Source organism: Clostridium drakei (assembly GCF_000633595.2).
Taxonomy (GTDB): Bacteria; Bacillota; Clostridia; order Clostridiales; family Clostridiaceae; genus Clostridium_AM; species Clostridium_AM drakei.
The window spans coordinates 75,987-102,180 of sequence record NZ_JIBU02000003.1; the positions used below are offsets into that span (position 1 = coordinate 75,987).

Here is a 26,194-nt window from a genome sequence, read left to right on the forward strand (position 1 = left end):
CCAGTTTATGTATGATAGAAATCCTAAGGAATTATGTTTCCAATTCAATAAAAGATTCCTTGTATATTTTGCAGTAGATTTATATGAAATTGTTATGACAACAGAGTTAAAAGGCAAGAACACTTTTTTCTTACTTTTTAATCAAGGTTCAAATGGACCAGGTAATGTTGGAGGCGCAGGTAATCCAGAGAACAAAGAAGGTTATGCAACTTCTTACCTTTGGGAATCAGTTCTAACTAAAGATGTATTTATGGATATTCTTCAAAGATATATTCATTTAAGTGTTGAAGAAACAAAAATAGTAAAGGAAGGTAAAGAAGTTAAGAAAGTATGTAAGAAAATTATATTTCCAAGATACCACCAGCTTGATGTAGTTACAAAAATTCTTGCAGATGTAAAAGTTAATGGTAGTGGTGATAACTACTTAATTCAGCATAGTGCAGGTTCTGGAAAAAGTAATTCTATTGCATGGTTAGCTTATGGATTATCAAGTATACACAACAAAGATAATGAAAATATTTTTACTTCTATTATTGTAGTTACAGATAGAAGAGTTCTTGATAGTCAGTTGTAAGGTACAATCTCAGGCTTTGATCATACAAAGGGTATAGTTGAAACAATTGGAAAAGGTAAGAAATCTAAAGATCTTAGAGATGCAATCAATGATGGAAAGAAAATTATCATTACTACCCTTCAAAAGTTTCCTGTAATCTATGAGGAAATTGACGACAATAAGGGGAGAAATTTTGCAATTATTGTAGATGAAGCTCATTCAAGCCAGACGGGAAATAGTGCAAGAAAATTAAAGTCAGCTCTTGCAGATAAAGAAGAAGCATTAAGAGAGTATGCAGAAATTGAAGGCAAGGCTGAATCAGAAATAATAGATGATGAAGATAAACTTGTAAATGAGCTATTAGCACATGGTAAACATAAAAATCTTTCTTTCTTTGCCTTTACTGCTACACCAAAACAAAAGACTTTGGAAATGTTTGGTACAAAACATTCAGATGGTTCTTTTCACCCATACCATATTTATAGTATGAAACAGGCTATCCAAGAAGGATTTATTCTTGATGTATTAAAGAATTATATGACTTATAAGGTTTGTTATAAAATTGCTAAGAATACATCAGATAATCCAGAAGTACCAACTTCTAAAGCAATAAAAACTATAAGACGTTACGAATCATTACATCCTCATAATTTGCAGCAAAAAACAGCTATTATCATTGAGCAATTTAGAGAGATAACTAAAAATAAAATTGGTGGTAGAGCTAAAGCTATGGTAGTTACAGCTTCTAGACTTCATGCAGTTCGTTATTACCATGAGTTTAAACGCTATATTGAAAAAAGGGGTTATGATGATTTAGATATTTTGATTGCTTTCTCAGGTGTAGTCAAAGATGATAAAGAATTTACAGAAGAAGGTATGAACAAGCGTAAAGATGGTTCTACTATTAAGGAAGACCAATTAAAAGCGGATTTCCATAAAGATGATTTTAATATGTTAATTGTAGCTGAAAAGTATCAAACAGGATTCGATGAACCTTTATTACATTCAATGTTTATTGATAAGAAACTAAGTGGAGTTAAAGCAGTTCAAACTCTTTCACGAGTAAATAGAATTTGTGTGGATAAAGAAGACACGTTCATTCTTGATTTTGTTAACACAAAAGAGGAAATAGAAGAAGCCTTCAAACCTTATTATGAATCAACTATTTTAGATGAAGAGATTAATGTCAATCTTATTTATGATACAAAGACAATGCTAAGAAATTACAAACTTTACAATGATGATGATATTGAGAAATTTGTTAAAGTTTATTATAAAAAAGGAAATCAAAATTCTACAGACTTAGGCAAAATGACAAGCCTTTTAAAACCAATAGTTGATAGATATTCAGACCTTAATGAAGATAAGAAATTTGAATTTAAGAAAACTGTTCGTAACTTCAATAAATGGTATTCATATATCATTCAAATTGCAAGAATGTTTGATAAGGATTTACACAAAGAATATGTTTTTACAGCTTACCTTGAAAAATTACTTCCTAAGGCGAATGGAAGAGATATAGACTTGGAAGGTAAATTAAAACTTGAGTTCTATAAGTTAGAAAAAACATTTAAAGGTGATATTTCATTAAATCCAACAATAGAGGATGAAACCCTTATAAACCCTAAAAGTATTGATATAGGTGGCAAACCAGAGGATGAAGATGAGCTTTTGGAAAATATCATAAGAAAAGTTAATGATAGATTCAAAGGTATATTCACAGATGGTGATAAGGTTATTGTAGAAACTATTTATAAGAAATGTGTAAAAGGCAATAAGAAACTTACTCAGTATGCTAAAAAGAACGATTCAGAAGTATTTGAGCAAAGCATTTTTTCTGAAATATTTAAAAAGATTGCACAAGATTGTTATACAGAATCAATGACTTCTTTTTCCAAATTGTTTGAGGATAAGAATTTCTATCAATCGGTAATGGAAGAGATTGCAAGGGAAGCATATAAAGACTTGAGAAGTAGAAAGTAAGATATTAAATGTTTAAGGGTTTTAAGCGAGGTACAGAGTAACAAAGATACAATACAATATGAAAAAAGATCAGATAATAAGAGCGTTTTTAGATTAATGAATAGATGTATTTAATGAACTTGGAGGTGTGAATATGGCAAATATAAAATATGAAATAAAAGAAACTATAGGAGCTCTTTCAGAATCATCAAAAGGATGGAAGAAAGAATTAAATCTTATAAGTTGGAATGATAAAGAACCTAAATTTGATATTAGAGATTGGTCCCCTGAACATGAAAAGATGGGTAAGGGAGTAACTTTAATAAATGATGAATTAAAAAAGTTAAGAGATATTTTAATTGATATGAAATTATAGAATAATTAGGTAAATAAGATTATGTTATTGGGTAAAAAATAGCAAAATAATATACTAATTATACATATGTAAAAATAATTTTTACATATGTATTTTTTTTTACAATATCAGTATATAATATAATTATAGGGAGGTGTTAATATGGAATTAGTAGAAAAATATAATGAAAATAAAATAAAAGCCTATATTTATGACAACAGATATAAAATAGGTTCAAATCTTCTCAACTTTATTAAAGATAATGGGTATACAAAATCATCAGTTTCAAAACTAACTGGTATTTCAAGGCCAACTATTGATAAATTAATTAAAGGTGAAATAGATAATAATACAACACTTAAAAGCCATATAGATAAGATAGTTACAACTTTTAATATAGATCTTGAACAGTTAATAAATTATAATCACTTAGAATTAGAAAACATTGATAGAATGGTTGCATCTGATAATTCACCAGAGGAATATGAAGTAAGTGACAAAGCTAAAAAAATGTTTGATTTCTTAAATGATATAGTAGACCTTTATGAAGTCTACAGCGATAGGTAAGGTGATAAGTATGTCTAAATATATAACATCTGATAACTTGAATGAAGTGATAGAAGCAAATAAGAAAATAAAAAATGAAATAGATAACTTAAAGAGTAATTTCTTTATTAATTATAACAAAATTGGAATAGTAGGATCTGATAGATTAGTCTTTGAAGTATTAAAGAAAAATTATAGTTTAATACAATTACCAATAGATGATAAGTATTGGGGTGGAGCTATATTTATTAGAGGCAATCTAAAGATACCGGTTATCAATTCAGCACAGCCAAGAGTTTATCAATTCTTTGTTGCATGGCATGAGTTATTTCATTTACTTTATGATCCTTCTATAATTAAAGGACAACATAATATACAGGCTGAAGAAATGGAGTTAAATGAAAGAAAAGCAGATTATTTTGCTGCAAAGATGCTGTTAGGTGATGTTTATAAATATTATTATTCACTAGAGGATGATGAATTTATAAACAAAATTGCTAGATGTATGGATGTATTTAAAGCACCTTATAAGGCCATATTAATTCAATTATATGATGATGCTGTAGAAGTATTTAATGACATGGGAATTAAAAAGCTAATAGTTGAAAACTTTGATAAAAAGCCTAAGGATTTAATTGCATTATTTGAAAAACTGGAACTAGATAATGACCTAGTTAAACCTTCTAATATAATAAGCTTTGGTGGTTTAGATAAAAAAATAGAATTGTTATCAGAGAAGGAATCAGATGTTGACTATCATATGGATAATCTAAAGTTTTTAAACAAGCTCAAGGATCTAATGAAAGGAGAAATAAGCAATGGAAGTAATTCAAGCAGCAAAGTTGATTGAAGTTCTGAATTCCAGCACTCCTAAAAAAATTGGAATCCTTGATAATAATACGATTAGTTTTCTATCAAAGATTAGTAAGTACACTTATGTAGATAATATATTAATGAATTATGATTTATTATTAATACCTAATTGGGTCTATGAAGAGGTAAAAGATTCAGAGGAAAGAGTGAATTATATAGAAAGTATTTTTAATAAAAACGTACATGTTTATATAATTAATGAAAATGATTATGAAGAGTTGTCAGAATATAAGGCAGGATGGCTCTATAAGTTTTTCTTATATTCTTCTTTTATGATTGGAGAATTAAAAAGTTTTATAAAAAGAAATATAGAGAAAAATCAGCCTTTAGAGGAATTGGATAACTATGAAGATTGGCTAAAGCTATTGTATGAGAATGGATTTGAGGGTAAAACACTTATTAATGGAAGAACAAAAAAGAAGAATGCTGGAGAGATTTCAATAAGTGTTTTAGCCCTAGTTATGTCATATATTTATTTTGAAAGGAATCACACCATAACAGTGATGTCCAATGATAGGGGGACATATGATTTTGTTAAGCAAGCAAAGTTAAAACTGGTAAATGATAAGACATTTGAAAAATTAGAAAGTAGTGTAATAACATTTAAATCTAATGATTTCTTGATTAAAGAAATTTACATAAATGATTTTATAACTGCAGAGCAAGATATTTATTCTATTATAGAATTTAGAGATGAGAAGAGAGTTAAATTTACAAAAAGTGCACTAGATAACTCTATAGAGGAGCATGATGAGATATTAAGTAATGAAGCTTTTATAGAAAGTTTACAGGATAAAACTTTTAATATTATATTTTAGTATAGAAAAAGTTTAAACTCATATAAGTTAGTCTTTTTTTATATTAAATTTATTAAATAAAATTTGAAGATGTATGAAGTATTGATTTTATAACGTTTAAAATAGTGCCCAAAATTCAAATATTATTTGCTATAAAAAAATATCAATTTTGTATATAGTAATATTCAGGAGAAGATTTCATGAAAACTATATATTATTAAAAGAAGGCAGAAAGAAGATTGCTTTATTCCAGGAATATGTTGCAAAGCAGTTAGGCATTCATAGAACTACCATCACTGCAATAGAACTTGGTACTAGAAAAGTAACTTCTGAAGAATTAAAGTTTTTTTTCGGAATTTTACTGTGTCACTTTAGATGAATTAATTTATGGTACAAATGAAAATTTTAATATAAAGATGTTTGCAAGAGCATTTTCAAATCTTTCAGAAGATGATAAAAAAGAAATTATAAACTTAATAGAATTTAAGAAAAAGATTAAAAAAATATTTAATAGATTATGGAGGCATTAGCATGGCAAATATAAAATATGAAATAAAAGAAACTATAGGAGCTCTTTCAGAATCATCAAAAGGCTGGAAGAAAGAATTAAATTTAATAAGCTGGAATGATAAAGAACCTAAATTTGATATTAGAGATTGGTCACTTGAACATGAAAAGATGGGTAAGGGAGTAACTTTAACAAATGATGAATTGAAAAAATTAAGGGATATTCTGAATGATATGGAACTATAGAATAATTAGGTAAATAAGATTATCTTATTGGTATTTCAAGGCCAACTATTGATAAATTAATTAAAGGTGAAATAGATAACAGTAAAACACTCAAAAGTCATATAGATAAGATAGTTACAACTTTTAATATAGATTTTGAACAATTAATAAATTATAAGCACTTAGAATTAGAAAACAATGATAAAATGGTTGCATCTGATAATTCACCAGAGGAATATGAAGTAAGTGCCAAAGCTAAAAAATGTTTGATTTCTTAAATGATATAGTAGGATCTGATAGATTAGCTTTTGAAGTATTAAAGAAAAATTATAGTTTAATACAATTACCAATAGATGATAAGTATTGGGGTGGAGCTATATTAATTGAATTATATGATGATGCTGTAGAAGTATTTAATGACATGGGAATTAAAAAGCTAATAGTTGAAAACTTTGATAAAAAGCCTAAGGATTTAATTGGATTATTTGAAAAACTGGAATTAGATACTGACTTAGTTAAACCTTCTAATATAATAAGCTTTGGTGGTTTAGATAAAAAAATAAAATTATTATCAGAGAAGGAATCAGATGTTGACTATCATATGGATAATCTGAAGTTTTTAAACAAGCTCAAGGATCTAATGAAAGGAGAAATAAGCAATGGAAGTAATTCAAGCAGCAAAGTTGATTGAAGTTCTGAATTCCAGCACTCCTAAAAAAATTGGAATCCTTGATAATAACATAATTAGTTATAGTATCTGGAATAAAATATTATCTTAAAACCTATTGCATAATATTAAAATATGATTTATAATTTCATTGAACAGGCGGTGAATAAAATGAAAAACAATGATATTAAACTTACAAATAGAGATCTTCAAGCAATAGAAAGACGTAATCAGCTTTTGGAATCAGCAAAAGAACTTTTTGCATCTAATGGTTACCATGCAACTACAACTAGACAAATAACAAAGAATATTGGTATGGCAGATGGACTAATTTATCACTATTTTCCAGAAGGAAAAAAACAGATTTTAGATATAATTATTAAAGAATTTATTGATGAAAGATGGATTCAGTTAGAAAAAGAAATATCTGAAGTTACTTCTGATATACCAATTCAAGAAATTCTTTTTAAATTAGGAAACATAATATTTAAATATATTGGTAATGATAAAAATATATTAGTTATATTATTACGTGAGCAAAATATATTATCAGAAGAATATACAAATACTTTTAATAACCATATAAAGAAAGTAATTCATAAAACAGAGTTGATTTTAAAAGATAAAGCTGAAAAAAATGAAATAAAAGCCTTTGACTTTTTTATGATGGCAAATCAATTTTGGAGTGCTATTTACACATATATATTGCAAAATACACTTTTTGGAGAAAAAAATTTATATTCAATAAGTAAAGAGGTGTATTTAGAACAAATTATAAATTATACTCAAATGACTTGGAAAAAATAAAAAAAATTTCTTTGTGAAATTTTATGCATTTGGTTCACTGAACGTTCAATTAAAAATTATGTAAATATATTCATTAACCATAAATTAAAATATTATTATACGATATAGGAGGAATTAACTATGAAACTACATTTTCAAGACCAAGCATTTTCATTTGAATTATTAAGAGCTGCAACTTATTCAGGATATCAAGGAGCAGAAATAGGTGAAGCCTTAGCAACAGCTGCAAAAATTAAAGAAGGTGACTTTGACAGCTGGTATGAAGAATGGAAAAATACAGCTAAAAGAGTCGAACAAATAGGTATTGATTGCTTAAATAAGAGACATAAAATAAGTGCTAGAGAGGCTTTCCTTAGAGCACATAATTATTATAGGACTGCAGAATTCTTTTTACAAGGAACTGACCCAAGACGCAGTGAAAACTTTGAAAAGAGTGTTGAGACTTTTGAAGCAGCAATGAAGCTTATAGATTCACATTTTGAAATAGTTGAAATACCCTATGAAGGTACTCATTTAAAAGGTTATTTTTATGGAGCATTAGACTATGATAAAGTTACTACCACATCAAGACCTACTTTATTATTTATCGGTGGATATGACTCCACTCTTCAAGAACTTTATTTCTGTGGAGCTGCTCCTGCAATAAAACGTGGTTATAACTGTTTAATCTTTGAATGTCCTGGACAAGGAGAAGCTTTAAGAAAGAATAACCTTTATATGCGTCATGATGCAGAAGTTCCAGTAGGTGCTGCAATAGATTACCTCGAAACAAGAAACGATATCGATATTGATAAAATAGCCTTGCTTGGCATGAGCTTAGGTGGTTATTTCGCCCCAAGAGCAGCAGCTTTTGATGAACGTATAAAAGCATGTATCGCTTTCAACGTATTCTATGATACTTATGAGTCCACTATAAATCAAAATCCTCAGCTTGAAAAAGTATTAAGCTTACCAGCAGAACAAAAAGAAGCTATGCTTACAAAAGCTGAAGAAAATAATTCTAATCTTCGTTGGATGCTAAACAACGGTAAATGGGTATTTGGATTGAAACACAGATATGAAGTCTTTGATGAAATGAAGAAAGCTTCTTTAAAAGGAGTTGCTGAAAAGATTAAATGTCCTATATTACTTACTATGGGAGAAACAGATCACTTTGTTTCTAAAGATCAATTAAATGCCCTTTTAGATTCAATAAAAGCACCAAAGACAGTTCGTGTCTTTACTATAGATGAAGGTGCAGAAGAACATTGTCAAGAAGGTAATCACGCACTATTTCATCAAGTTATGTTTGATTGGCTAGATGATATATTTGAAAATTATTTAAATTAAAACTTAAATTAATTGTAATTGCTTTTTTAATAAAGCTTTCTATGTTTAATTTGATTTTTCATAGAAAGCTTTATAATATTAAATTCACTGGAGGTTATATTATGACATTCCTGTATTATTTACTCTCATTAATATCAGGCTTTGCTCTGACTTTGCAAGTTGGTATAAATGGAGCCTTTCGTTCTAAAATAGTAAATCCTATACTTTCATACCTTGTCAGCTTTGCTGTTGGAACTTTAGGACTTGCTCTGGTATTTTTTATTAATTTTAGGTGTTTACATAATTCAAGCTAATTAGGCACATTCAAATCATTTATAAATTGTTGTACTAAATAATTTTGTTATTTAGTACAACATATTCATATTTTATAATTCTATACAAGTTAATAATATTTTGGTTTGTTTTTGAATAAAAAATAATTAAAATTAATATGATAATAGGTGTTTTGTTTTAGTCGCTTGCGAATTTTCGTAAGCGACTATTAGCAGTTAATAGAGATAGGAGAAGATGGTGAGAAAAATATAAGGAAAAAGTTAAATAGGACTGATTAATAATACAAAAAAAAGTTGTAGTCAATACAAATATTATGAGTTTGATATATATTTGTCAAAATTATAAAATTAATATGTAATCTAGATTATAAAACGTATTCAATTATACTCAAGTTGTCAAGAAAGTATCAAATTCAGATAAAAAAGGAGGAAAAAGATATGAAGAATAAATATTATCCACATCTTGCAAGTCCTATTAATATTAATGGAGTTACTTTTAAAAACAGAATTTTTGGTGCTCCCATGTCCAATCCAGAATTAGATGCAGACTGTAATATGAGAAAAGAAGAAATCGCATTTCATGAAAATCGTGCACAGGGTGGTCTTGCCAGTGTAGCCATTGGTCTTGGTATTGTAGATGCTATTGGTCGTACACACACAAAGGAAATAAAACTTTATGACATAATGTCTCTACCTTCACTTAAGGAAGCTGCAAATGCTATGCATCGTCATAATTGTAATGCAGTAATGGAGCTTGCGCACGGAGGAAAATATGGTAATGCTCGTGGTCATGGCAATGCTGATGGCACATTAATTGGACCTAATGATGAAATAAATCCAGAAGGACTTCAGGTTCGCAGTATGACAGATGAGGATATCTACAGAGTTGCGGATTGTTTTGCTGAAGGTGCAAAGCTGGTGAAAGAAGCTGGCTTTGACATGGTACTTATCCACGGTGGTCATGGATGGCTGCTTGGTCAGTTCAGCTCTCCAACAATGAATCACAGAACAGATAAATGGGGTGGAAGTCTGGAGAATCGTATGCGTTTTCCACTACTTGTAATAGAAAAAGTACGTGAAGCTGTTGGACTCAGTTATCCAATTGAATTCCGTATGAGTGGAGCGGAGTATACAAAAGACGGATACACAATCGAAGAGGGCATCAAGATGGCCAAAATGCTGGATGGGAAGGTTGATATTATCCATGTTTCTGCTGGTATTCATGAAGACATGGAAGTATTTACACTTACTCACCCATCTATGTTTATTGAACATGGATATAATGTATATCTTGCGTCTGAGATTAAAAAGCATGTTAAGACACCGGTTGCTACATTAGGTGGACTAAATGATCCAGACATGATGGAAGAAATTATTGCTTCAGGAAAAGCAGATATCATACAGATTGCACGTCAATCACTGGCTGATCCATATTTTCCAGAGAAAGCATTTTCAGGAAATGCAGATGATATTAATCGTTGCTGCCGATGCTACACTTGTTTCTTCAATTATTTAACAAATAGAACCTTCTGTTGTGCGTTTAACCCAGTTATTGGTAACGAACTGGAAAACAAGCATGCATTCCCAGCAACAACGCCAAAGAAAGTTATTGTAGTTGGTGGTGGGCCAGGCGGTATGGAAGCAGCTATTACAGCAGCTTATCGTGGTCATTCTGTTACTCTTTATGAGAAAAATAGCGAGCTTGGTGGACAACTTCTTTCTGAACAGTATATTCCTTTTAAGCAGGATATGTTCAACTTTGTAAAAGTATTAAAAGGACGTTTGGAGAAATCAGGCGTTGATGTTCGTTTGAACACAGAGCTTACAGCTGAACAGGCAGCAGCAGAGAATGCTGATGTTGTTATTACAGCCATTGGTGCTAAACCGATTGTTCCACCAATTCCAGGAATTGATAATGAGAAAGTTGTTGGGATTGAAGCTCTTCACCAGAAAGTTCCTGCACTTGGACAGAAGGTTGTTATACTTGGCGGTGGTCTTGTTGGATGTGAATGTGCAATTTATCTGGATGGTATAGGAAAAGATGTTACAATAGTTGAAATGAGAGATGACTGGGCAGCTGATTCTTATTTTATGCATAAAAATGCAATGAAAATGGCAATGCGTGACAGCAATATTAAGGTTAACATAAGTACAAAGGCAAAGGCTGTTACAGATGAAGGACTTGTTTGTGAGACAGCCCATGGTGAAGTTACTTTTGAGGCTGACAGTATTTTGTTAGCAGCAGGTATGAAAACTGACCGTGCAGTTGCAGACAGCTTCTATAACACAGCACCACGTGTATTCGAAACAGGTGACTGTATCAAGCCGGGTCGTGTAGTTGAGGCAGTTACAAACGGATACTATCGTGCACTAGATATTTAAGAGTAGATAAATTAATTTTGAAGGGTGGTATTTATGGGCGATATAAAAATCCAAACTACAAATATTTCACCAAAAGAGGGTGAGACTAGAAATGAAAAATTGGGATGGTTCAAGAGTTGCATATATTCATGGCTAATTGGTGGATTGATTTCTGTGCTTGCTCATGTTTTATCCATAATATATGCAGCTGTAGGAGTACCCGATAATATTTCTTTAGTAGTGACTCTTCTTACACTTCTATTAATAGGTGCTCTTACTACAGCTCTTGGATGGTATAGTAAATTAGACAAGTATGGACCAGCCGGAGGTATGCTTCCCACAACTGGTCTTGCAGGTGCAATAACAGGTACTGCAATGCAATCTAAAAAAAATGGTGAGTCTCTTCCTGAAAACGTTTATAAAGGATTTATGTCAGTTGCGCCAATTTTATTTTGGGGTTGGGTTACATGTGTAGTTGCAGGTATAGTAATGGGATTGGTTAAGATATAATTATTTATTAAAAAATAAGGATAAGGTGATTCTTATGGATTTTATTAAAGTATTTATTACAGGCGGTGCCATATGCTTTCTTGGACAACTTTTATTGACAAAATTTAAATTATCTCCACCAAAAATGCTGACAACAATCATTATTATAGGAGGGTTACTGGAGACTTTAGATTTATATAAGTACATTGTAGCCTTTGGAGGAGAAGGTGCGCAAGTGCCGATTTCAGGTTTGGGATCTTTGTTTGCTAATGCAGTTAAAACAGGAATGGCTGAACAGGGAATACTGGGAATATTTATGTTTAGTAACACTTTTTATAAAATAGCAGGAATAGTTATTCTAACTGCTGTAGTTGTTTCTATAATTACAGCAAGGTTTTTTAGCACTATAAAAGAAAAATAATAATATTAACTTGATAGAGCGTTTCTGGGGATGGCTTAAGTTAACACATAGAAAGTCTATATTAGAGAAAGGGGATTATTATGAAAATAAAAGCGGCGGTAGTTCATGAAAAAGGACAAGATTTTAAAATTGAAGAGGTAGAATTAGCATCACCAAAGGCAGATGAAATACTTGTAAAAGTAGTAGCAAGTGGTGTTTGTCATACTGATGAAGTTGCAAAACTACAAGTGATTCCAGTACCTTTACCAGCAGTATTTGGACATGAAGGTTGTGGCATTGTAGAAGAGGTTGGCAGCAGTGTTACTGAGTTTAAAAAGGGTGACCGTGTTGGTTTTTCCTTTGGATTTTGTGGACATTGTGAAAATTGTCTAAGTGCGCATCAACATGCATGTGAAAATCTTAATAAAATTAATTTTGGTGGGGTTATGAGTGATGGTACAAAGAGACTTTCACAAAATGGGAAAGAAATATCTTCATTCTTTGGACAATCCTCCTTTGCAACTTATGCAGTGGTAAATCAAAACAGTGCAATAAAAGTTGAGGATGACATAGATCTTGCTTTGGTAGGCCCTCTAGGTTGTGGCATCCAAACAGGTGCAGGTGCTGTATTAAATAGATTAAATCCAAAATTTGGTTCTACTATTGCGGTATTTGGATGTGGAACTGTAGGAATGAGTGCTATTATGGCAGCTAAAATTACAGGATGTTCAAAAATTATTGCAGTAGGAGGAAATCCAAGCAGTTTAGAACTTGCAAAAGAGCTTGGAGCAACTCATACTATAAACAGAAAAGAAACTGATGATATAGTTTTTGAAATTAAGAAGATCACAAATGGAGGATGCCACTATGCAATTGATACCACTGGAGTTGGTGATTTTGTAAAGAAAGCTCTTGCTTGTGTTCGTTTCTTAGGTACTGCAGTAGTGTTAGGAGCAACTGGAGATTTGACTATTAATGTACAAGAAGAATTAATGGGTGAAGCAAAATCTCTAATTGGTATTATAGAAGGTGATTCTATTCCAAAGTTGTTTATTCCTCAATTAATTCACTACTATAAAGAAGGCAAATTTCCATTTGATAAATTAATTAAATTCTATGATTTTGAAGATATTAATAAAGCTTTTGAAGACTCTCACAATGGTAAAGTTATTAAAGCTGTATTAAAAATAGGTTAAATGACTGAAAAAATGAAGCTTGCAATGGGATAAAGAGAAGCTGTAGGGAGTTATTCATATTGTAATAATGTAAAAAACTTTACACTAACATTAATACTCCAATATATAATTTATGAAAGTTTTTAATATAGGACTAACCTGCTTGTCCTTTCTCAGTATAAATCCAATCTTCCATTTGAAGGATTTATCACTAAAGGGAATAAAGCAGGTGTTTTTTTCATTTATTTCATTGACAACATGTTCTACACATATAAATATGCCTTTATTAAGATAAACTAAATTATTTAATAAATCAACTTCAGAGGACTCAAAAATTATCTTTGGAATAAAACCTGCTTCTTTACATTTACTAACTACAAGGTGTCGGAGTTCAAAATTCTTATCAAATACAATAAAATTTTCATTTGCTAAATCTTTAATGTGGATTTCTTTTTTCCGAGACAATGGATTTTTAGTATTCACAATGAGGTATAGTTTTTCTGACTTAATAGGAATGAAATCTATATTTGTTAAATTAGAGGGCATTAGACTACAGCCTATATTAAAAACTCCTCTCTTTACATGACGCTCGCATATAAGATCTGAATATTCATGCTTTATAACTTTAATATCAGCGTATGTATCACAAAAATCAATGAGAATATTAGGTGATAAAGATCGTAATACTCCGGGGGCAACGCATAAAGATATGGTACCTTTCTGGAGATTAAATTTATCTTTAACTTCATTTGTTATTGATTCTAATTCCTCTAATAAATATTTCGCTTTTTCAAGTAAAAAATTTCCGGCATCAGTAAGCTCAATTCCCTTTGGAGTTCTATGAAACAACTGTATACCAAGTTCATTTTCTAAATTTTTGATGGTCTTGCTAAGAGCTTGCTGCGTTATAAACAGGCTTTGTGATGCTAATGTGAAACTTTTATCTTCACAAACTTGTACAAAATATTTTAACTGTTTCATATCCATAAATTTAAACAACCCCTTTGCATTAAAATAGTAAGTTTTCAGTATAACTCTTACCATAATTTCAATATTTAGTAGAGCAAAAAACGTTATCACTTAAATTTTAACAGGTTAATTTGATAATTTATTATACCATAAAAATCATAGAGTATAATGTAGTTTTTGAGAGAAGTATTAAAAGAGATAGAAGGTTATATAAAAATATCAAGTTTTAGATCTATAAATTTATGATATGCTAAATTTAATATATTAATTTTTAACATTGAGGAAGAGATTTTCCATTTGATGATAAATGGAAAGCTATAAGATATTTAATATTGGATGAAGAGTTATTAGGAAAGAATATACTTTGGTCAAGCAGCCGTACAGCTTTTGTAATTATTGAGAAGAATAAATGCAATGATTTTCCTAAAAGTTAAGAATCAAATTTTAAACCCTGTTAATAGTGAACTTTTCTCTACTACAGGGTTTTAAGGACTTTCTTGAATCAATAATAGAGCTTTTGAAGAGCATCTATTTAGATTTAATTAGACGCCATAATGTAGTTCGACTGATTTTGAGACTTTCAGCAGCTTTGGTTTGATTGCCATTACACACCTCAATTACCTTTAGTGCAATATTCTTGTCAATTTCACTAAGAGGACGAGATAGGTCTAATAGCTTTGCTGAATATTTACAATTGAAAGAAGTTGAGAAAATAGTTTTCTCTTTATTTAAGACTTCTTTTACCTCATCAGAAGAAATATATTGACCTTTAGTTATTATAGCGAGATTTTGAATAACTCGAGTAAATTGCGTATAGTTATAAGGCCAGGAAAATTCGCAAAGCATCTGTATTGCATCTGGCGTGATTCCTAAAATTTGTTTTCCAGTAGATATATTTAATTTATTAAGATATAGTTTTACAATTGAATCTATGCGCGATGGATCATCTCTTAATGCTGGTAAAGTGATGATAAAACAATGCAGGTGATTTATAAATGCCATCATATTTGAATCAAGTGTTCCACTAGAAGAACTTATACATGAAAGTAAAACTCTATTTCTTTTACAAATTTCCATATCTGTCATGGCAATTAAAAGCTCCTTTTGCTTCTGGTGACTTAAACCATTTATATTTTTTATAAAGATAGTGTTACCAGAATCACATAAAGGTGAATTATGATTATTTAAAATGTAATCCCATATTTTATCACTTAATAGAGTACAATCAATTTCTATAAATGGCTGCTTAACTGCAGGACTGTTTAAATAGATAGCCTTAGCAATTTGCTTTTTTCCTGTACCCTCTTCACCAGAAATCATAACAGGGTAAAAATTTTGATTTACTTGGTCAATGGTGCTGTTAAGTTTATCAATTGAACCAACTATACTATAAGCACTATTGAAATAATCTTTTTCTACTTCTTTACTGCTGCTGTAATTGATACCGCATTTGTTGCCAGATAGTGGAGGCTTACTAACAGAAAAATAGAAAGCTATATATTCAAATTCGTCAGAGAGAATTCGCTGTCCTTGAATAGAATAAAGCAGGTTATTTTGACGATGTAAGAAATAGCGTTTTCCAGTTGGAAGAATTTCATCTATTTTTTTATGAAGTGTATCTAAAATATCCGTATCACCATCTGAAAGTGTAGAATAAAATAATTTCCCATCATTTGTGAAAACTACTGTTTTGGCATCTCTTCCATGTATAAGTTGTCTTAAAAAGTGATTTTCAGATCTCATATTAGTATAGTTATTACAGTAAAAAACAGAAGTATCGAATGCAGCACGAATACTTTCAATTCCCGATGTAATTAAGAATGCATTCATACCAAATTTTCTAGCAGTTGTATAGGTAATCATATCGCAAAGAATAGCATGGTAACCAGTATCTTTTAAATTTTGTAGAATTGAAATATCTTCATCTGCAGAATTTATTGTAAATATGTCAATTTCATATGGTAATAATTCCATTAAAGATAAAAGATTTTTTGTAATATTTGGGAAACCAACTACTGCGACTTTTTTTGTATCAGCATCTGATAATTTTAGAGTGCGTAAAATATCATAAACAGATGTGTTAATTTCAATTACAGGCAGTGAAACTGATTGTTGAAGTAATTTAGCAGTACCGCCTCGTGATATAATAACATCGTAGTTTCCATGAAAATTATTTTGAGCGATTTCCACTCCTTTTTTTAAATCTCCCACCGTAATTGTCAAATCTATATTGGGATAATCTTCTGAGATCTTAATTAGTAAAGGCTCCATACTGGCATATGGTGCAATGGCTAAAATTCTTATTTTAGATGACATTTTATATCTCTCCTTATAATTATGCGTTCAAATATGAAATACTTATGTAATAATATTATAATATTTTATAAATAAATACAATGAATTTTAATATTGTTTTAAAATTAAACAAAAAATGTGGACGTTTTCATTTAATGGTACTATAAGTTTTGATATTATAATGGCATAAAGAACACGGCATAATGTCTAGGAAATCTTTATTAAATATTTTATTTTTATTAATAGAAATCATTACGTTAATTGGAGGAGGCCTTACATTACATGGTTAAACTATTGGTAATAGCAGATGACTTTACAGGAGCACTAGATACAGGTGTACAGTTCACACTTAGTGGTGCTGTAACATATGTGATAGTTGATTCTCAAATCGATTACACTAAAATAGAGTCAAATGTGGAAGTATTAGTAATTGATGCAGAGACTCGCCATCTTGATAAGGCAGAAGCTTATCAAAAAGTATTTTCAATTGTGAGACAAGCAACTGAAATTGGAATTTCATATATTTATAAAAAAACCGATTCTGCTTTACGTGGAAATATTGGTGCAGAGCTCACGGCGGCAATGCTGGCAAGTAGATCAAAACACATTCATTTTATTCCTGCATTTCCGAAAATGGGTCGCACTACTGTAAATGGTGTACATTATATAAATGGAGTTCCCGTTGCCCAAAGCATTTTTGGTAAGGATCCGTTTGAACCAGTCCGTTACTCAGATATAAAAGGAATTATTAATTCTCAGTCTGAGCTCCCAGTGCACATTATGGGTGCAGATATTTCAGAATCATGTGAATCAACAGATGGAATCATAGTATATGATTCAAATTGTAATCAGGATATCAAAAATATTGCTGAAAAGCTTATGAAAAAGGATGAAATGCATCTAATAGCTGGTTGTGCAGGATTAGCTTCTATATTATCACAGATTCTTCAGCTTGGAAGCGAAAGGCCACGAGTACCTGAAATAAAACCCAATATGCTTATAGCATGCGGGAGTGTTAATCCAGTTTCAGTTGCTCAATGCAATGATGCAGAGTGTAAGGGAATACCATATTTTCGACTTACTCCAGAGCAAAAGCTGAACACTGATTGGACAGAAAACTGTGATGCAGATGAATTTATTCAGAAGCTGTATGATTCTAGTGAAAATAATCATATGGTTATTCTTGATACAAACGATATGGAAGGCACTGAAAGCACAACTACTTATGCACAGAAAAGAGGAATTTCAGCTGAACAGATGCGTATACACATTATGTCTGGCATGGGAAAGATTCTGAAACGGTTGATTGACAAAGGATGTGATAGCACCATTTTCATTATGGGGGGAGATTCACTGGTTGGATTTGCACGTGAGGCTGGTATTAAGGGTATATTTCCTGTATGTGAAATGGATTGTGGAGTTGTACTTTCACAGCTTAATTATAATGGAAAGATGCTAAATGTAATTTCAAAATCCGGAGGGTTTGGTAAAAAAACTCTATTTAGCGATTTATCAAAAATACTTTTAAGATTAAATGAGGGGAAGGAAGTTATAAAATGTTAGAAAAATATAATCTAAAAATGCCGCGTGTTGTATATAGTGGCGAAAATTCATTAGAAAATATAAAAACAATTATTTTAGAAAATAAAGTAAGTAAGTTAGCTGTTTTTACAGACAAAGGAATTGAAAGTGCAGGTTTATTAGATTATCCTATGAACTTTGTGAATGCAACAGGAGTTGAAGTAACTATACTTGATGATCTACCACCTGAACCTACATATAGTCAAGTACAAAAGCTTGTAGATGAATTTAAGGCAAGTAAAGCCGATTTTATTATGGCAGTAGGCGGAGGCAGTGTTATGGATACTGCAAAACTTGCTAGTATACTTGCAACAGATGAGTATGGAGTTCATGAATTATTAGATGAACCTAAATTAGCTAAAAAGTGTATAAAGACTTTGATGATACCTACAACAGCTGGAACTGGAGCTGAAGCTACACCTAATGCAATTGTGGCAGTTCCTGAGAAAGAATTAAAGATAGGTATAGTAAATGAAGAAATGATTGCGGATTATGTTATTTTAGATGCAATTATGATTAAAAAGTTACCTAGAAAAATTGCAGCTGCTACTGGTGTAGATGCATTAGCTCATGCTATTGAGTGCTTTACTGGAAACAAGGCAAATCCTTTCAGTGATATTTTTGCTCTAGAAGCTTTGGATATGATTCTTAATAATATTGTTAAGGCCTGTGATGATGCTGAAGCAATGAGTGCTAAAAATAAAATGCAAATTGCAAGTTTTTACGCAGGAGTTGCAATAACAGCTTCAGGAACAACAGCTGTACATGCTTTAAGTTACCCACTTGGTGGTAAATATCATATTGCGCATGGTGTTTCTAATGCGATTCTTTTGGTGCCTGTAATGAGATTTAATGAACCAGTATGTCGTGCAAAATTTGCTGAAGCATATGACAGATGTGTTCATGGAGAAAAAGCTTGCACTACTGTGGAAGAAAAAAGTGAATTTATGATTAAACAGTTTGAAAAAATTGTAAAGCATTTGGATATTCCAACAAGTCTATCTACTTTTGATGTACCAGCATCTGATTTGAATCTTTTAGTTGATGCAGGAATGCAGGTTACACGTTTATTAGATAATAATATGCGTAAAGTTACCAAAGAAGATGCATGTGAATTATATAAACAAATTCTTTAAATTAAAGTTTTCATACAAAATTGATGTTTTATAGAAAGGATGTTTAAAAATGAAACAAGTTGAAATTAAAGGAATTATATCAGCAATGATTACACCAATGAATGAGGATGAATCTATAAATGTTGCTGCACTTAGAGAACAAGTAAATCGCCAAATTGAAAGTGGTGTACATGCTATATTCTGTTTTGGCACTAATGGAGAAGGTTATATTTTAAATAAAGAAGAAAAGAAGTTAGTTCTTAAAACTGTAATTGAAGAAACTAATGGACGTATTCCAGTATATGCAGGTACAGGATGTGTTTCAACTAAAGAAACAATTGAGCAATCAAAAATGGCAATGGATTTAGGAGCTGATGCATTAAGTATAATTACACCTAGCTTTGCAGTAGCCAGCCAAAATGAATTATATGATCATTATAAAACTGTAGCAGAAGCAGTAGATATGCCAATCATATTATATAATATTCCAGCGCGTACCGGTAATGCTTTAACCCCAGCAACAGTTGGTAAATTAAGCGAAATTTCTAACATTGTTGCTGCAAAAGATTCTTCAGGTAATTTTACAAACATTCTTGGATATATTTCTGCAACTGAAAAAAATAATTTCAGTGTTTTATCTGGAAATGACCAATTAATTCTTTGGGCTTTAAAGGCAGGTGGTGTTGGAGGTATTGCAGGATGTGCTAATGTATACCCTCACACTATGGCATCAATTTACAATTCTTATGTGGAAGGTAATTGGAAAAAGGCTAAAGAATATCAAGATAGTATAGCTAGTTTCCGTGGTTGCTTCAAATATGGAAATCCAAATACAGTTGTTAAAACAGCAGTGTCATTATTAGGATACAATGTTGGTAAATGTCGTGCACCTTTTAATCAATTACCACAAGAAGGTATTGAAGCTTTAAAGAAAGTGTTAAAGGAAAATGCAGATAAAGGAATGAGATAATTTTAGAGCAAGGAGGAAAAGAGATGCTTAAAAAACCTGTAATTGGTATTACAATGGGTGATGCAGCGGGAATTGGTCCTGAAATTATAGTAAAGGCATTAAGTCATAGAAATGTATATGATATTTGTGCACCAGTTGTAATAGGAGATCCAAAGTTTTTAAAAAAAGCAATAGAAATTACTAAGTCTGATGTAAGCTTAAATTTAATAAATGATATAAAAGATGCAGAGTTTTCATATGGTAAAATTGATTGCTTTAATATTGATATAATTCCTGAAGATTTAACTATTGGAAAGATGTCACCGGTTGCCGGAGATGCAGCATTTCAATTTGTAAAAAAAGCTGTTGAACTTGCAAAAGAAAATAAAATACAAGCTATTTGTACCGCACCTTTAAACAAGGAAGCAATGCAAAAAGGTGGACATAAATTTGCCGGACATACAGAAATTTTAGCAGAATTAACTAATACAAAAGATTATTCAATGATGTTATCATCACCAAAACTAAAGGTAATTCATCTTACAACACATGTGGGTATTGTAAAAGCAGTTGAAATGATAAATCCTGAAAGAACTTATAGGGTTATTAAATTAGCTAATGATGTATTAACTAGAGCTGGATACAAGAATCCAAAGATTGCAGTTTCTGGTATAAATCCACATGCTGGTGAAAATGGACTTTTTGGAAATGGTGAGGAAGAAGAAAAATTAATTCCAGGAATAAAGAAAGCTCAAGAAGAAGGCATAAAAGTAAGTGGTCCCTATCCACCTGATACAGTATTTCTTCGTGCTGTAAATGGTGAGTTTGATATTGTAGTTGCATGCTATCATGATCAAGGACATATTCCTATAAAAGTTCTTGGAATGGAAGATGGAATAAATGTAACAGTTGGTTTAAACGGAGGAGTAATACGTACATCTGTTGACCATGGAACGGCTTTTGATATAGCAGGAAAGAATATTGCTGATGACAAGAGTATGTTAGAGGCAATTAAATCTGCAGTTGAATTAGTACCTAAAGATAATAATTGATATATGATATTAATTATCAAATCAGTATGAAAATTTATTTCATGCTGATTTGATAAAGTAAGAGAGGACGTGTAAAAAATGAAAGTTATATCTACATCACCTTCATTTGCAAAGTATTCAAAAGAACCTATTGAGTTGTTAAATAAAAATGGTATAGAAGTAAGTTACTTACCAGCAGATATTGCTGAGGATGAATTTATAGAAAAAATACATGATGTTGATGCATTAATAGTTGCATTTACTCAAATCAATGAAAACGTATTGAAAAATGCTCCAAACTTAAAAATTGTATGTAAACATGGAGTTGGAGTTGACAACATTGATGTAGAAGCAGCGAAAAAGAAAAATATATATGTAACAAATGTACCTAATGCCAATAAACATGCTGTTGCAGATTTTGCTTTTACACTTATGCTTGCTTCGGCAAGACAAATTCCTCAAGCTAACAATTTAACAAAGAAAGGTGAATGGCCAAGAATATTTGGAACTGATGTTTATGGTAAAACTTTAGGAATTGTTGGACTTGGAAATATAGGTAAGGAAGTTGCATTTAGAGCAAAGGGATTCAGTATGAACATAGTAGCATATGATCCTTATCCAGACGAAAAGTTTGCAGCTGAAAATGGAATTAAATTTGTAACAATAGATGAATTATTAAAGCAAAGCGATTTTGTTTCAATTCATATTCCGCTTTTAGATAGTACTAAAGGTTTAATTAATTATGAAAAACTTAAATTGATGAAAAAAAGTTCATATTTAGTTAATGCCTCAAGAGGTGGAATTGTTGTAGAAGAAGATCTTTATAAAGCATTAAAAGAAAGTGTAATTTCAGGAGCAGCCTTGGATGTATTTGAAGAAGAACCTTTAAAGTCCCATCCATTGTTTGAATTACCTAATTTAATTGCAACACCTCACATCGCAGGATATACAGCTGGAGCTACTGATGCACTTGGAATGACTTGTGTAAAAAATATTGTTAATGTACTAATAAATAATGAAAAACCTAATTTTGTTGTAAATAACCTTTAATAGTTTTAAACAGTTTACCCCATATTCAGCAGAAAAATAGCAAAAAAATTAAGAATATTCAATAAAGTGATAACTTATAAACTTGTTGATATATGTTAAGATGTTGTTTATCTAATTATAAATGAACGGTTTTCTATGCTGAATATGGGGAAGATTTTAACATGTAAGAATACGATTACAAAAGGTTTAAAATATTAAATTTAGGAGGGAAATTTATGGAGAATAATAAAAGATCAAATGTTCGTTGGATTGTAGCTGGTTTAATGTGGGCTGCAATAGCTATTAACTATATCGATCGTACAGTTCTTTCAGCATCAGCTACACAAATAACCAAACAATATGGTTTAACATCTGCGCAAATGGGTATTCTTATGTCAGGATTTTTCTGGTCATATGCACTTTTGCAAATCCCAGCTGGATGGTTTGCAGACAAATTTGGTCAAAAAAAGACTTTAGGTTTTGCTGTTGGTTGGTGGTCAGTGATGACTGCTGCTACTGGATTAGGAGTAGGATTTAAGTCTTTGTTAGGATTACGTGTTGGCTTGGGTGTGGGGGAAGCAGGAGCATATCCAAGTAATGCAGGTATTACAGCAAAGTGGTTTCCTAAAAAAGAGCGTGCTACAGTTTCAGGGCTTTTTGATAGTGGTTCCAAATTTGGAGGAGCCGTTGCTATGCCGCTAATAACATGGCTTATAGTAAGTTATGGTTGGAAAATGACTTTTGCAATCATAGGTTCACTTGGTATAGTATGGACTGTGATCTGGCTTTTATATTTTAAAGAAACTCCTAAAGAGCATAAAGGCGTAAATGAAGTTGAATTAAATTACATTTATGAAGGAATGGATAAGGAAGAAGAAGGTAAAAAAGAGCTGCCTATGAAATGGTATGAGCTTTTAAAATATAAAAATATTTGGGCAATGTGTATTGGATTTTTCATGATTAACTATAATTCATATTTCTTTATTACTTGGTTACCTACATATTTAGTTAAGGAAAGAGGCATGAATTTAATGCAAATGGGATTTGCAGCATCATTACCTTTAATATGTGCAATGATTGCAGAAGTAGCAGCTGGATGGGCATCAGATAAGGTTTATTCAAAAGGGATGCTTTCTTTAACTGCAACTAGAAAACTATTCTTAATAATTGGTTTACTTATGGCATCATTTATAGGTGTAGCAGCGTTCACTCACTCTGCAGCATTGGCAGTTGCATTATTGTGTATTGCTAAGTCGGGTAATACTATAGCGGCTTCTCAAGTATGGGCATTACCTGGAGATGTTGCACCTAAAAATATGACATCTATAGTTGCTGGAATGCAAAATACAGTTTCTAATATGGGAGGAGTAGTAGGACCTATCATTACTGGATTTATTGTTACAGCTACTGGTTCATTTGTGCCTGCATTACTATTCTCAGCTGGTTTAATTGTACTTGGAATTATTAATTATGTATTCCTTTTAGGTAAAGTGGAAAGAATTGAACCTAAAGATCAAGCATATACTGTAGCTTAATTATAATAAACAATTTTTACATGCAATAAAAGCTTTTCTTAGTTATGTGTATATTAGGGAAAGCTTTTTATTTTTAGAATTTAATTATAACATTGTGTAAATGTTAATTTAATACTTACAGCAAGATATTAAGGGATGTCTAAAAAGAAACAATGTGATATTGCACTTAGTTTTAAGATAAAAACTATGAAAAGATACTAGGGGGATAATATATGAGTATTAAGAAAAAATTAACAGCAGCACTTTTTCTAGCAAGTTCTTTTCCGCTTATAATTTTTATTGTTATTAGTTTACATTTTTCTCAAAGAACTATCACAGAAAGTATTATGTCAGAAAATTTGAGGAAAGCACAAGTGGTTCAGCAAAAGATATTTAATTTAATTGATAAAGATTTATCAGGTGTAAGGGTTTTGGCGAAAAATCCCATTATTAGATCTTGTGATATAGAAAAAATAAGACCAATTATTCTAGAAGCTAAAAAAGTATACCCGGATTTTTTTGCAATTTCACTCACTAATCCCAATGGTCAACAATTTGTAAAAACAGAAACCTCAGCGTTTGTCAATATACAGGATCGTGATTTTTTTCAATTGGCTATTAAAGGAAGAGAAGAGGTTGTATCCGATGTTCTTGCAAGTAAGTCTACAGGAAAACTTCAAACTATACTGGCCACACCGATAAGAGATAGTGAGAATGGACATGTAATAGGTGTATTACAGGGGACTATTGAACTTGATATGTTAAATAATTTTGTTAAAGAGCTCTCGAAAGGTGATGTTACAGTATACATTTTGGACCAGTATGGTAAGATGATAGCTCATCCTACACAAAAAGTAGGTAATCTAGGTGATCGTGCAGATTTAAGTGGATTCGAATTTGTAAAGAAGGGGTTAGCAGGGAATAGTAGTTCAATGAAAGTTACCATTAATGGTAAGAGTGAATTAGTAAGCTATATTAAGGATGATAAAACTGGGTGGCTTATATGTGCAGAAATTTCATATAGTATAGCGGTTCAAAAAAGTATACAAGATTCAATAACTACTTCTCTAATAGGTTTGGTGATACTAGTTATTACTTGTATTGTAATTTACTTGTTATCTAGTAAGGCAACTAAACCAATCCTAGCACTAGTGTCTGCAGCAAATGGCATTGCAGAAGGAGATTTAAGGATTAAAGATATAAGCATAAAGTCAAAAGATGAGTTAGGCACATTAGGCAAAGCTTTTGAAAAAATGTTAACTAATTTGAAAGAATTAGTAGATAAAGTTAAAGAATATGCTTTAAGAGTTTCGCAATCATCTAAAGAAATGATTAGTGTTTGCGATCAGCAAACCAAAGTTGCTTCTAACACTGCAAATAGTGTTAGCGGAATTACAGAAAAGACGTTGCTTGTAAATTGTAGTATAAATAAAATAAGCACTAATATGAGTAACTTGGATAAAACAATGATAGATATAAGTAAAAAATCTAATGCTGTTTCGGAGGTAGTTAATGATGCATCTGCCTATTCTGAAAAGGGAAGGAATGAATTGTTAAAAGTAAACACAAGTATGAAAGATATTCAGTATGCAGTTAATGACACTGCTGTAGTAATAAATAAACTAGGAGAACATGCAAAAGCAATAGAACAAATTACGAAAGTTATAAAAGATATATCTGAGCAAACAAATTTATTAGCGTTAAATGCTGCTATTGAGGCCGCTCGTGCTGGTGAGCATGGGAAAGGCTTTGCAGTTGTTGCAGATGAAGTTAGGAACTTAGCTGAACAAACTAAGATTGCTACTGGACAAGTAAGTAACATAACAAATGGGATTCATAAAGAAACGGAGAATATAGTTGCTGTAATAAATAAAGGTGTAAATGAAGTAACTTGTGGTTCAGAAGTAATAAATGAGGCAAATACTTATTTTAAGTTAATATTCAAAGCTATTAAGGAAATTTCAGGGAACATGGAATCAGTAAACAGCTCAATAGAATCTATGAATAAAGAAGGGAAAGAAGTATCCAATAATTTAAATACAATAGTCAAAATTTCAGAAGAATTAAGTTCAGATACGCAGTGCATATCTGCTGCGACAGAAGAGCATGTGGCTTCAATTGAGGAAATAACAGCATTGACTCAAAATTTTGGTGAAATGGCAGAAAATCTTGAGAAATTAATTAATATGTTTAAGACTATGTAGTAAATATAGAGACATATGATTTAATTGAGAAAGAATTAAATGTAGCCTGTTTTTATTTAATAGTAGTTAGTGAAGATTATACGAATTTCACGTCTTAAAAGCTATAAAGTATCAATGCTTTATAGCCTTTATAAATATCATATCCAGATACAAAGTAGAATAAAGGACTCTTATTTCTATTATACTGAA

24 protein-coding genes and 2 pseudogenes are annotated in these 26,194 nt (G+C 31.0%); 24 read left to right on the forward strand and 2 right to left on the reverse strand.

Going from position 1 to position 26,194, the window contains the following annotated elements; translation table 11 throughout:
• Nucleotides 1-94: 94 nt before the first annotated feature.
• The 17 genes and pseudogenes from EG57_RS26965 to EG57_RS0201480 all read left to right on the forward strand — a co-directional run.
• Nucleotides 95-760: pseudogene (locus tag EG57_RS26965) on the forward strand (DEAD/DEAH box helicase family protein); the annotation flags it as partial.
• A 225-nt stretch (nucleotides 761-985) separates the two neighbouring features.
• Entirely contained in the window at nucleotides 986-2,536 is a 1,551-nt protein-coding gene (locus tag EG57_RS26970) for a type I restriction enzyme subunit R domain-containing protein (protein ID WP_242859791.1), read from the forward strand.
• A 133-nt stretch (nucleotides 2,537-2,669) separates the two neighbouring features.
• Complete coding sequence (locus EG57_RS0201420) at nucleotides 2,670-2,891, forward strand: YdbC family protein (protein WP_032075531.1); 222 nt, start codon at nucleotides 2,670-2,672, stop codon at nucleotides 2,889-2,891.
• 141 nt (nucleotides 2,892-3,032) lie between these two features.
• Nucleotides 3,033-3,437 carry a helix-turn-helix domain-containing protein gene (locus EG57_RS0201425; RefSeq protein ID WP_052037706.1) on the forward strand — a complete coding sequence of 135 codons (405 nt, stop codon included), beginning with the start codon at nucleotides 3,033-3,035 and terminating at the stop codon, nucleotides 3,435-3,437.
• Nucleotides 3,438-3,447: 10 nt separating this feature from the next.
• Nucleotides 3,448-4,266: an ImmA/IrrE family metallo-endopeptidase gene (locus tag EG57_RS0201430; protein ID WP_032075532.1), complete on the forward strand. Its 819-nt coding sequence runs from the start codon at nucleotides 3,448-3,450 to the stop codon at nucleotides 4,264-4,266.
• Nucleotides 4,235-5,107, forward strand: coding sequence for a hypothetical protein (locus EG57_RS0201435; RefSeq protein WP_032075533.1), 873 nt, complete (start codon nucleotides 4,235-4,237; stop codon nucleotides 5,105-5,107). Before EG57_RS0201430 ends, EG57_RS0201435 begins: the two co-directional genes overlap by 32 nt.
• A 148-nt stretch (nucleotides 5,108-5,255) precedes the next feature.
• A complete protein-coding gene (locus EG57_RS27420) occupies nucleotides 5,256-5,465 on the forward strand; it encodes a helix-turn-helix domain-containing protein (RefSeq protein WP_161782693.1) in 210 nt (69 codons plus the stop codon).
• Nucleotides 5,466-5,617: 152 nt separating this feature from the next.
• Nucleotides 5,618-5,839 carry a YdbC family protein gene (locus tag EG57_RS0201440; protein WP_032075534.1) on the forward strand — a complete coding sequence of 74 codons (222 nt, stop codon included), beginning with the start codon at nucleotides 5,618-5,620 and terminating at the stop codon, nucleotides 5,837-5,839.
• A 32-nt stretch (nucleotides 5,840-5,871) separates the two neighbouring features.
• The gene (locus EG57_RS27425; RefSeq protein ID WP_414629337.1) at nucleotides 5,872-6,096 is read left to right on the forward strand and encodes a hypothetical protein; all 225 of its coding nucleotides are present in this window, start codon (nucleotides 5,872-5,874) and stop codon (nucleotides 6,094-6,096) included.
• Nucleotides 6,081-6,509 (forward strand): hypothetical protein, encoded by a 429-nt coding sequence (locus EG57_RS0201445; RefSeq protein ID WP_052037707.1) that lies wholly within the window; start codon nucleotides 6,081-6,083, stop codon nucleotides 6,507-6,509. Before EG57_RS27425 ends, EG57_RS0201445 begins: the two co-directional genes overlap by 16 nt.
• Before the next feature lie 147 nt (nucleotides 6,510-6,656).
• Nucleotides 6,657-7,292: a TetR/AcrR family transcriptional regulator gene (locus EG57_RS0201450; protein WP_032075535.1), complete on the forward strand. Its 636-nt coding sequence runs from the start codon at nucleotides 6,657-6,659 to the stop codon at nucleotides 7,290-7,292.
• Between the two features lie 120 nt (nucleotides 7,293-7,412).
• Entirely contained in the window at nucleotides 7,413-8,621 is a 1,209-nt protein-coding gene (locus tag EG57_RS0201455; RefSeq protein ID WP_032075536.1) for an alpha/beta hydrolase family protein, read from the forward strand.
• 101 nt (nucleotides 8,622-8,722) lie between these two features.
• A pseudogene (locus EG57_RS0201460) lies at nucleotides 8,723-8,881 on the forward strand (DMT family transporter); the annotation flags it as partial.
• A gap of 405 nt (nucleotides 8,882-9,286) precedes the next feature.
• Nucleotides 9,287-11,275 carry an oxidoreductase gene (locus EG57_RS0201465; RefSeq protein WP_242859785.1) on the forward strand — a complete coding sequence of 663 codons (1,989 nt, stop codon included), beginning with the start codon at nucleotides 9,287-9,289 and terminating at the stop codon, nucleotides 11,273-11,275.
• 33 nt (nucleotides 11,276-11,308) lie between these two features.
• Nucleotides 11,309-11,764, forward strand: coding sequence for a SpoVA/SpoVAEb family sporulation membrane protein (locus tag EG57_RS0201470; protein WP_032075538.1), 456 nt, complete (start codon nucleotides 11,309-11,311; stop codon nucleotides 11,762-11,764).
• Nucleotides 11,765-11,798: 34 nt separating this feature from the next.
• On the forward strand, nucleotides 11,799-12,164 hold the full coding sequence (locus EG57_RS0201475) for a SpoVA/SpoVAEb family sporulation membrane protein (protein WP_052037708.1): 366 nt from the start codon (nucleotides 11,799-11,801) through the stop codon (nucleotides 12,162-12,164).
• A gap of 80 nt (nucleotides 12,165-12,244) precedes the next feature.
• Nucleotides 12,245-13,339 (forward strand): NAD(P)-dependent alcohol dehydrogenase, encoded by a 1,095-nt coding sequence (locus EG57_RS0201480; RefSeq protein WP_032075539.1) that lies wholly within the window; start codon nucleotides 12,245-12,247, stop codon nucleotides 13,337-13,339.
• Nucleotides 13,340-13,429: 90 nt separating this feature from the next.
• Here EG57_RS0201480 and EG57_RS0201485 read toward each other — a convergent pair whose 3' ends face one another.
• A complete protein-coding gene (locus tag EG57_RS0201485) occupies nucleotides 13,430-14,305 on the reverse strand; it encodes a LysR family transcriptional regulator (protein ID WP_032075540.1) in 876 nt (291 codons plus the stop codon).
• Between the two features lie 510 nt (nucleotides 14,306-14,815).
• Nucleotides 14,816-16,603: a sigma-54-dependent transcriptional regulator gene (locus EG57_RS0201490; RefSeq protein ID WP_032075541.1), complete on the reverse strand. Its 1,788-nt coding sequence runs from the start codon at nucleotides 16,601-16,603 to the stop codon at nucleotides 14,816-14,818.
• A 261-nt stretch (nucleotides 16,604-16,864) separates the two neighbouring features.
• On the opposite strand from EG57_RS0201490, the gene EG57_RS0201495 reads away from it, so the two are divergent.
• From EG57_RS0201495 to EG57_RS0201525, 7 genes are all read left to right on the forward strand, one after another.
• Nucleotides 16,865-18,145 carry a four-carbon acid sugar kinase family protein gene (locus EG57_RS0201495; RefSeq protein ID WP_032075542.1) on the forward strand — a complete coding sequence of 427 codons (1,281 nt, stop codon included), beginning with the start codon at nucleotides 16,865-16,867 and terminating at the stop codon, nucleotides 18,143-18,145.
• Nucleotides 18,139-19,299 carry an iron-containing alcohol dehydrogenase gene (locus EG57_RS0201500; protein WP_032075543.1) on the forward strand — a complete coding sequence of 387 codons (1,161 nt, stop codon included), beginning with the start codon at nucleotides 18,139-18,141 and terminating at the stop codon, nucleotides 19,297-19,299. Before EG57_RS0201495 ends, EG57_RS0201500 begins: the two co-directional genes overlap by 7 nt.
• A 49-nt stretch (nucleotides 19,300-19,348) precedes the next feature.
• Nucleotides 19,349-20,248: a 4-hydroxy-tetrahydrodipicolinate synthase gene (dapA, locus tag EG57_RS0201505; RefSeq protein ID WP_032075544.1), complete on the forward strand. Its 900-nt coding sequence runs from the start codon at nucleotides 19,349-19,351 to the stop codon at nucleotides 20,246-20,248.
• A 23-nt stretch (nucleotides 20,249-20,271) separates the two neighbouring features.
• Entirely contained in the window at nucleotides 20,272-21,279 is a 1,008-nt protein-coding gene (gene pdxA, locus EG57_RS0201510; RefSeq protein WP_032075545.1) for a 4-hydroxythreonine-4-phosphate dehydrogenase PdxA, read from the forward strand.
• 78 nt (nucleotides 21,280-21,357) lie between these two features.
• Nucleotides 21,358-22,308: a phosphoglycerate dehydrogenase gene (locus EG57_RS0201515; RefSeq protein ID WP_032075546.1), complete on the forward strand. Its 951-nt coding sequence runs from the start codon at nucleotides 21,358-21,360 to the stop codon at nucleotides 22,306-22,308.
• 215 nt (nucleotides 22,309-22,523) lie between these two features.
• A complete protein-coding gene (locus EG57_RS0201520; RefSeq protein ID WP_032075547.1) occupies nucleotides 22,524-23,822 on the forward strand; it encodes an MFS transporter in 1,299 nt (432 codons plus the stop codon).
• Between the two features lie 212 nt (nucleotides 23,823-24,034).
• Nucleotides 24,035-26,005: a methyl-accepting chemotaxis protein gene (locus EG57_RS0201525; RefSeq protein ID WP_032075548.1), complete on the forward strand. Its 1,971-nt coding sequence runs from the start codon at nucleotides 24,035-24,037 to the stop codon at nucleotides 26,003-26,005.
• The last annotated feature ends 189 nt before the right edge of the window (nucleotides 26,006-26,194 follow it).

Bases quoted from the DNA above. Each gene is read 5' to 3' on its own strand.
- EG57_RS26970 (WP_242859791.1), top strand. From the start codon at position 986: ATGTTTGGTACAAAACATTCAGATGGTTCTTTTCACCCATACCATATT.
- EG57_RS0201420 (WP_032075531.1), top strand. From the start codon at position 2,670: ATGGCAAATATAAAATATGAAATAAAAGAAACTATAGGAGCTCTTTCA.
- EG57_RS0201425 (WP_052037706.1), top strand. From the start codon at position 3,033: ATGGAATTAGTAGAAAAATATAATGAAAATAAAATAAAAGCCTATATT.
- EG57_RS0201430 (WP_032075532.1), top strand. From the start codon at position 3,448: ATGTCTAAATATATAACATCTGATAACTTGAATGAAGTGATAGAAGCA.
- EG57_RS0201435 (WP_032075533.1), top strand. From the start codon at position 4,235: ATGGAAGTAATTCAAGCAGCAAAGTTGATTGAAGTTCTGAATTCCAGC.
- EG57_RS0201440 (WP_032075534.1), top strand. From the start codon at position 5,618: ATGGCAAATATAAAATATGAAATAAAAGAAACTATAGGAGCTCTTTCA.
- EG57_RS0201445 (WP_052037707.1), top strand. From the start codon at position 6,081: ATGTTTGATTTCTTAAATGATATAGTAGGATCTGATAGATTAGCTTTT.
- EG57_RS0201450 (WP_032075535.1), top strand. From the start codon at position 6,657: ATGAAAAACAATGATATTAAACTTACAAATAGAGATCTTCAAGCAATA.
- EG57_RS0201455 (WP_032075536.1), top strand. From the start codon at position 7,413: ATGAAACTACATTTTCAAGACCAAGCATTTTCATTTGAATTATTAAGA.
- EG57_RS0201470 (WP_032075538.1), top strand. From the start codon at position 11,309: ATGGGCGATATAAAAATCCAAACTACAAATATTTCACCAAAAGAGGGT.
- EG57_RS0201475 (WP_052037708.1), top strand. From the start codon at position 11,799: ATGGATTTTATTAAAGTATTTATTACAGGCGGTGCCATATGCTTTCTT.
- EG57_RS0201480 (WP_032075539.1), top strand. From the start codon at position 12,245: ATGAAAATAAAAGCGGCGGTAGTTCATGAAAAAGGACAAGATTTTAAA.
- EG57_RS0201485 (WP_032075540.1), bottom strand. From the start codon at position 14,305: ATGGATATGAAACAGTTAAAATATTTTGTACAAGTTTGTGAAGATAAA.
- EG57_RS0201490 (WP_032075541.1), bottom strand. From the start codon at position 16,603: ATGTCATCTAAAATAAGAATTTTAGCCATTGCACCATATGCCAGTATG.
- EG57_RS0201495 (WP_032075542.1), top strand. From the start codon at position 16,865: ATGGTTAAACTATTGGTAATAGCAGATGACTTTACAGGAGCACTAGAT.
- EG57_RS0201500 (WP_032075543.1), top strand. From the start codon at position 18,139: ATGTTAGAAAAATATAATCTAAAAATGCCGCGTGTTGTATATAGTGGC.
- dapA (WP_032075544.1), top strand. From the start codon at position 19,349: ATGAAACAAGTTGAAATTAAAGGAATTATATCAGCAATGATTACACCA.
- pdxA (WP_032075545.1), top strand. From the start codon at position 20,272: ATGCTTAAAAAACCTGTAATTGGTATTACAATGGGTGATGCAGCGGGA.
- EG57_RS0201515 (WP_032075546.1), top strand. From the start codon at position 21,358: ATGAAAGTTATATCTACATCACCTTCATTTGCAAAGTATTCAAAAGAA.
- EG57_RS0201520 (WP_032075547.1), top strand. From the start codon at position 22,524: ATGGAGAATAATAAAAGATCAAATGTTCGTTGGATTGTAGCTGGTTTA.
- EG57_RS0201525 (WP_032075548.1), top strand. From the start codon at position 24,035: ATGAGTATTAAGAAAAAATTAACAGCAGCACTTTTTCTAGCAAGTTCT.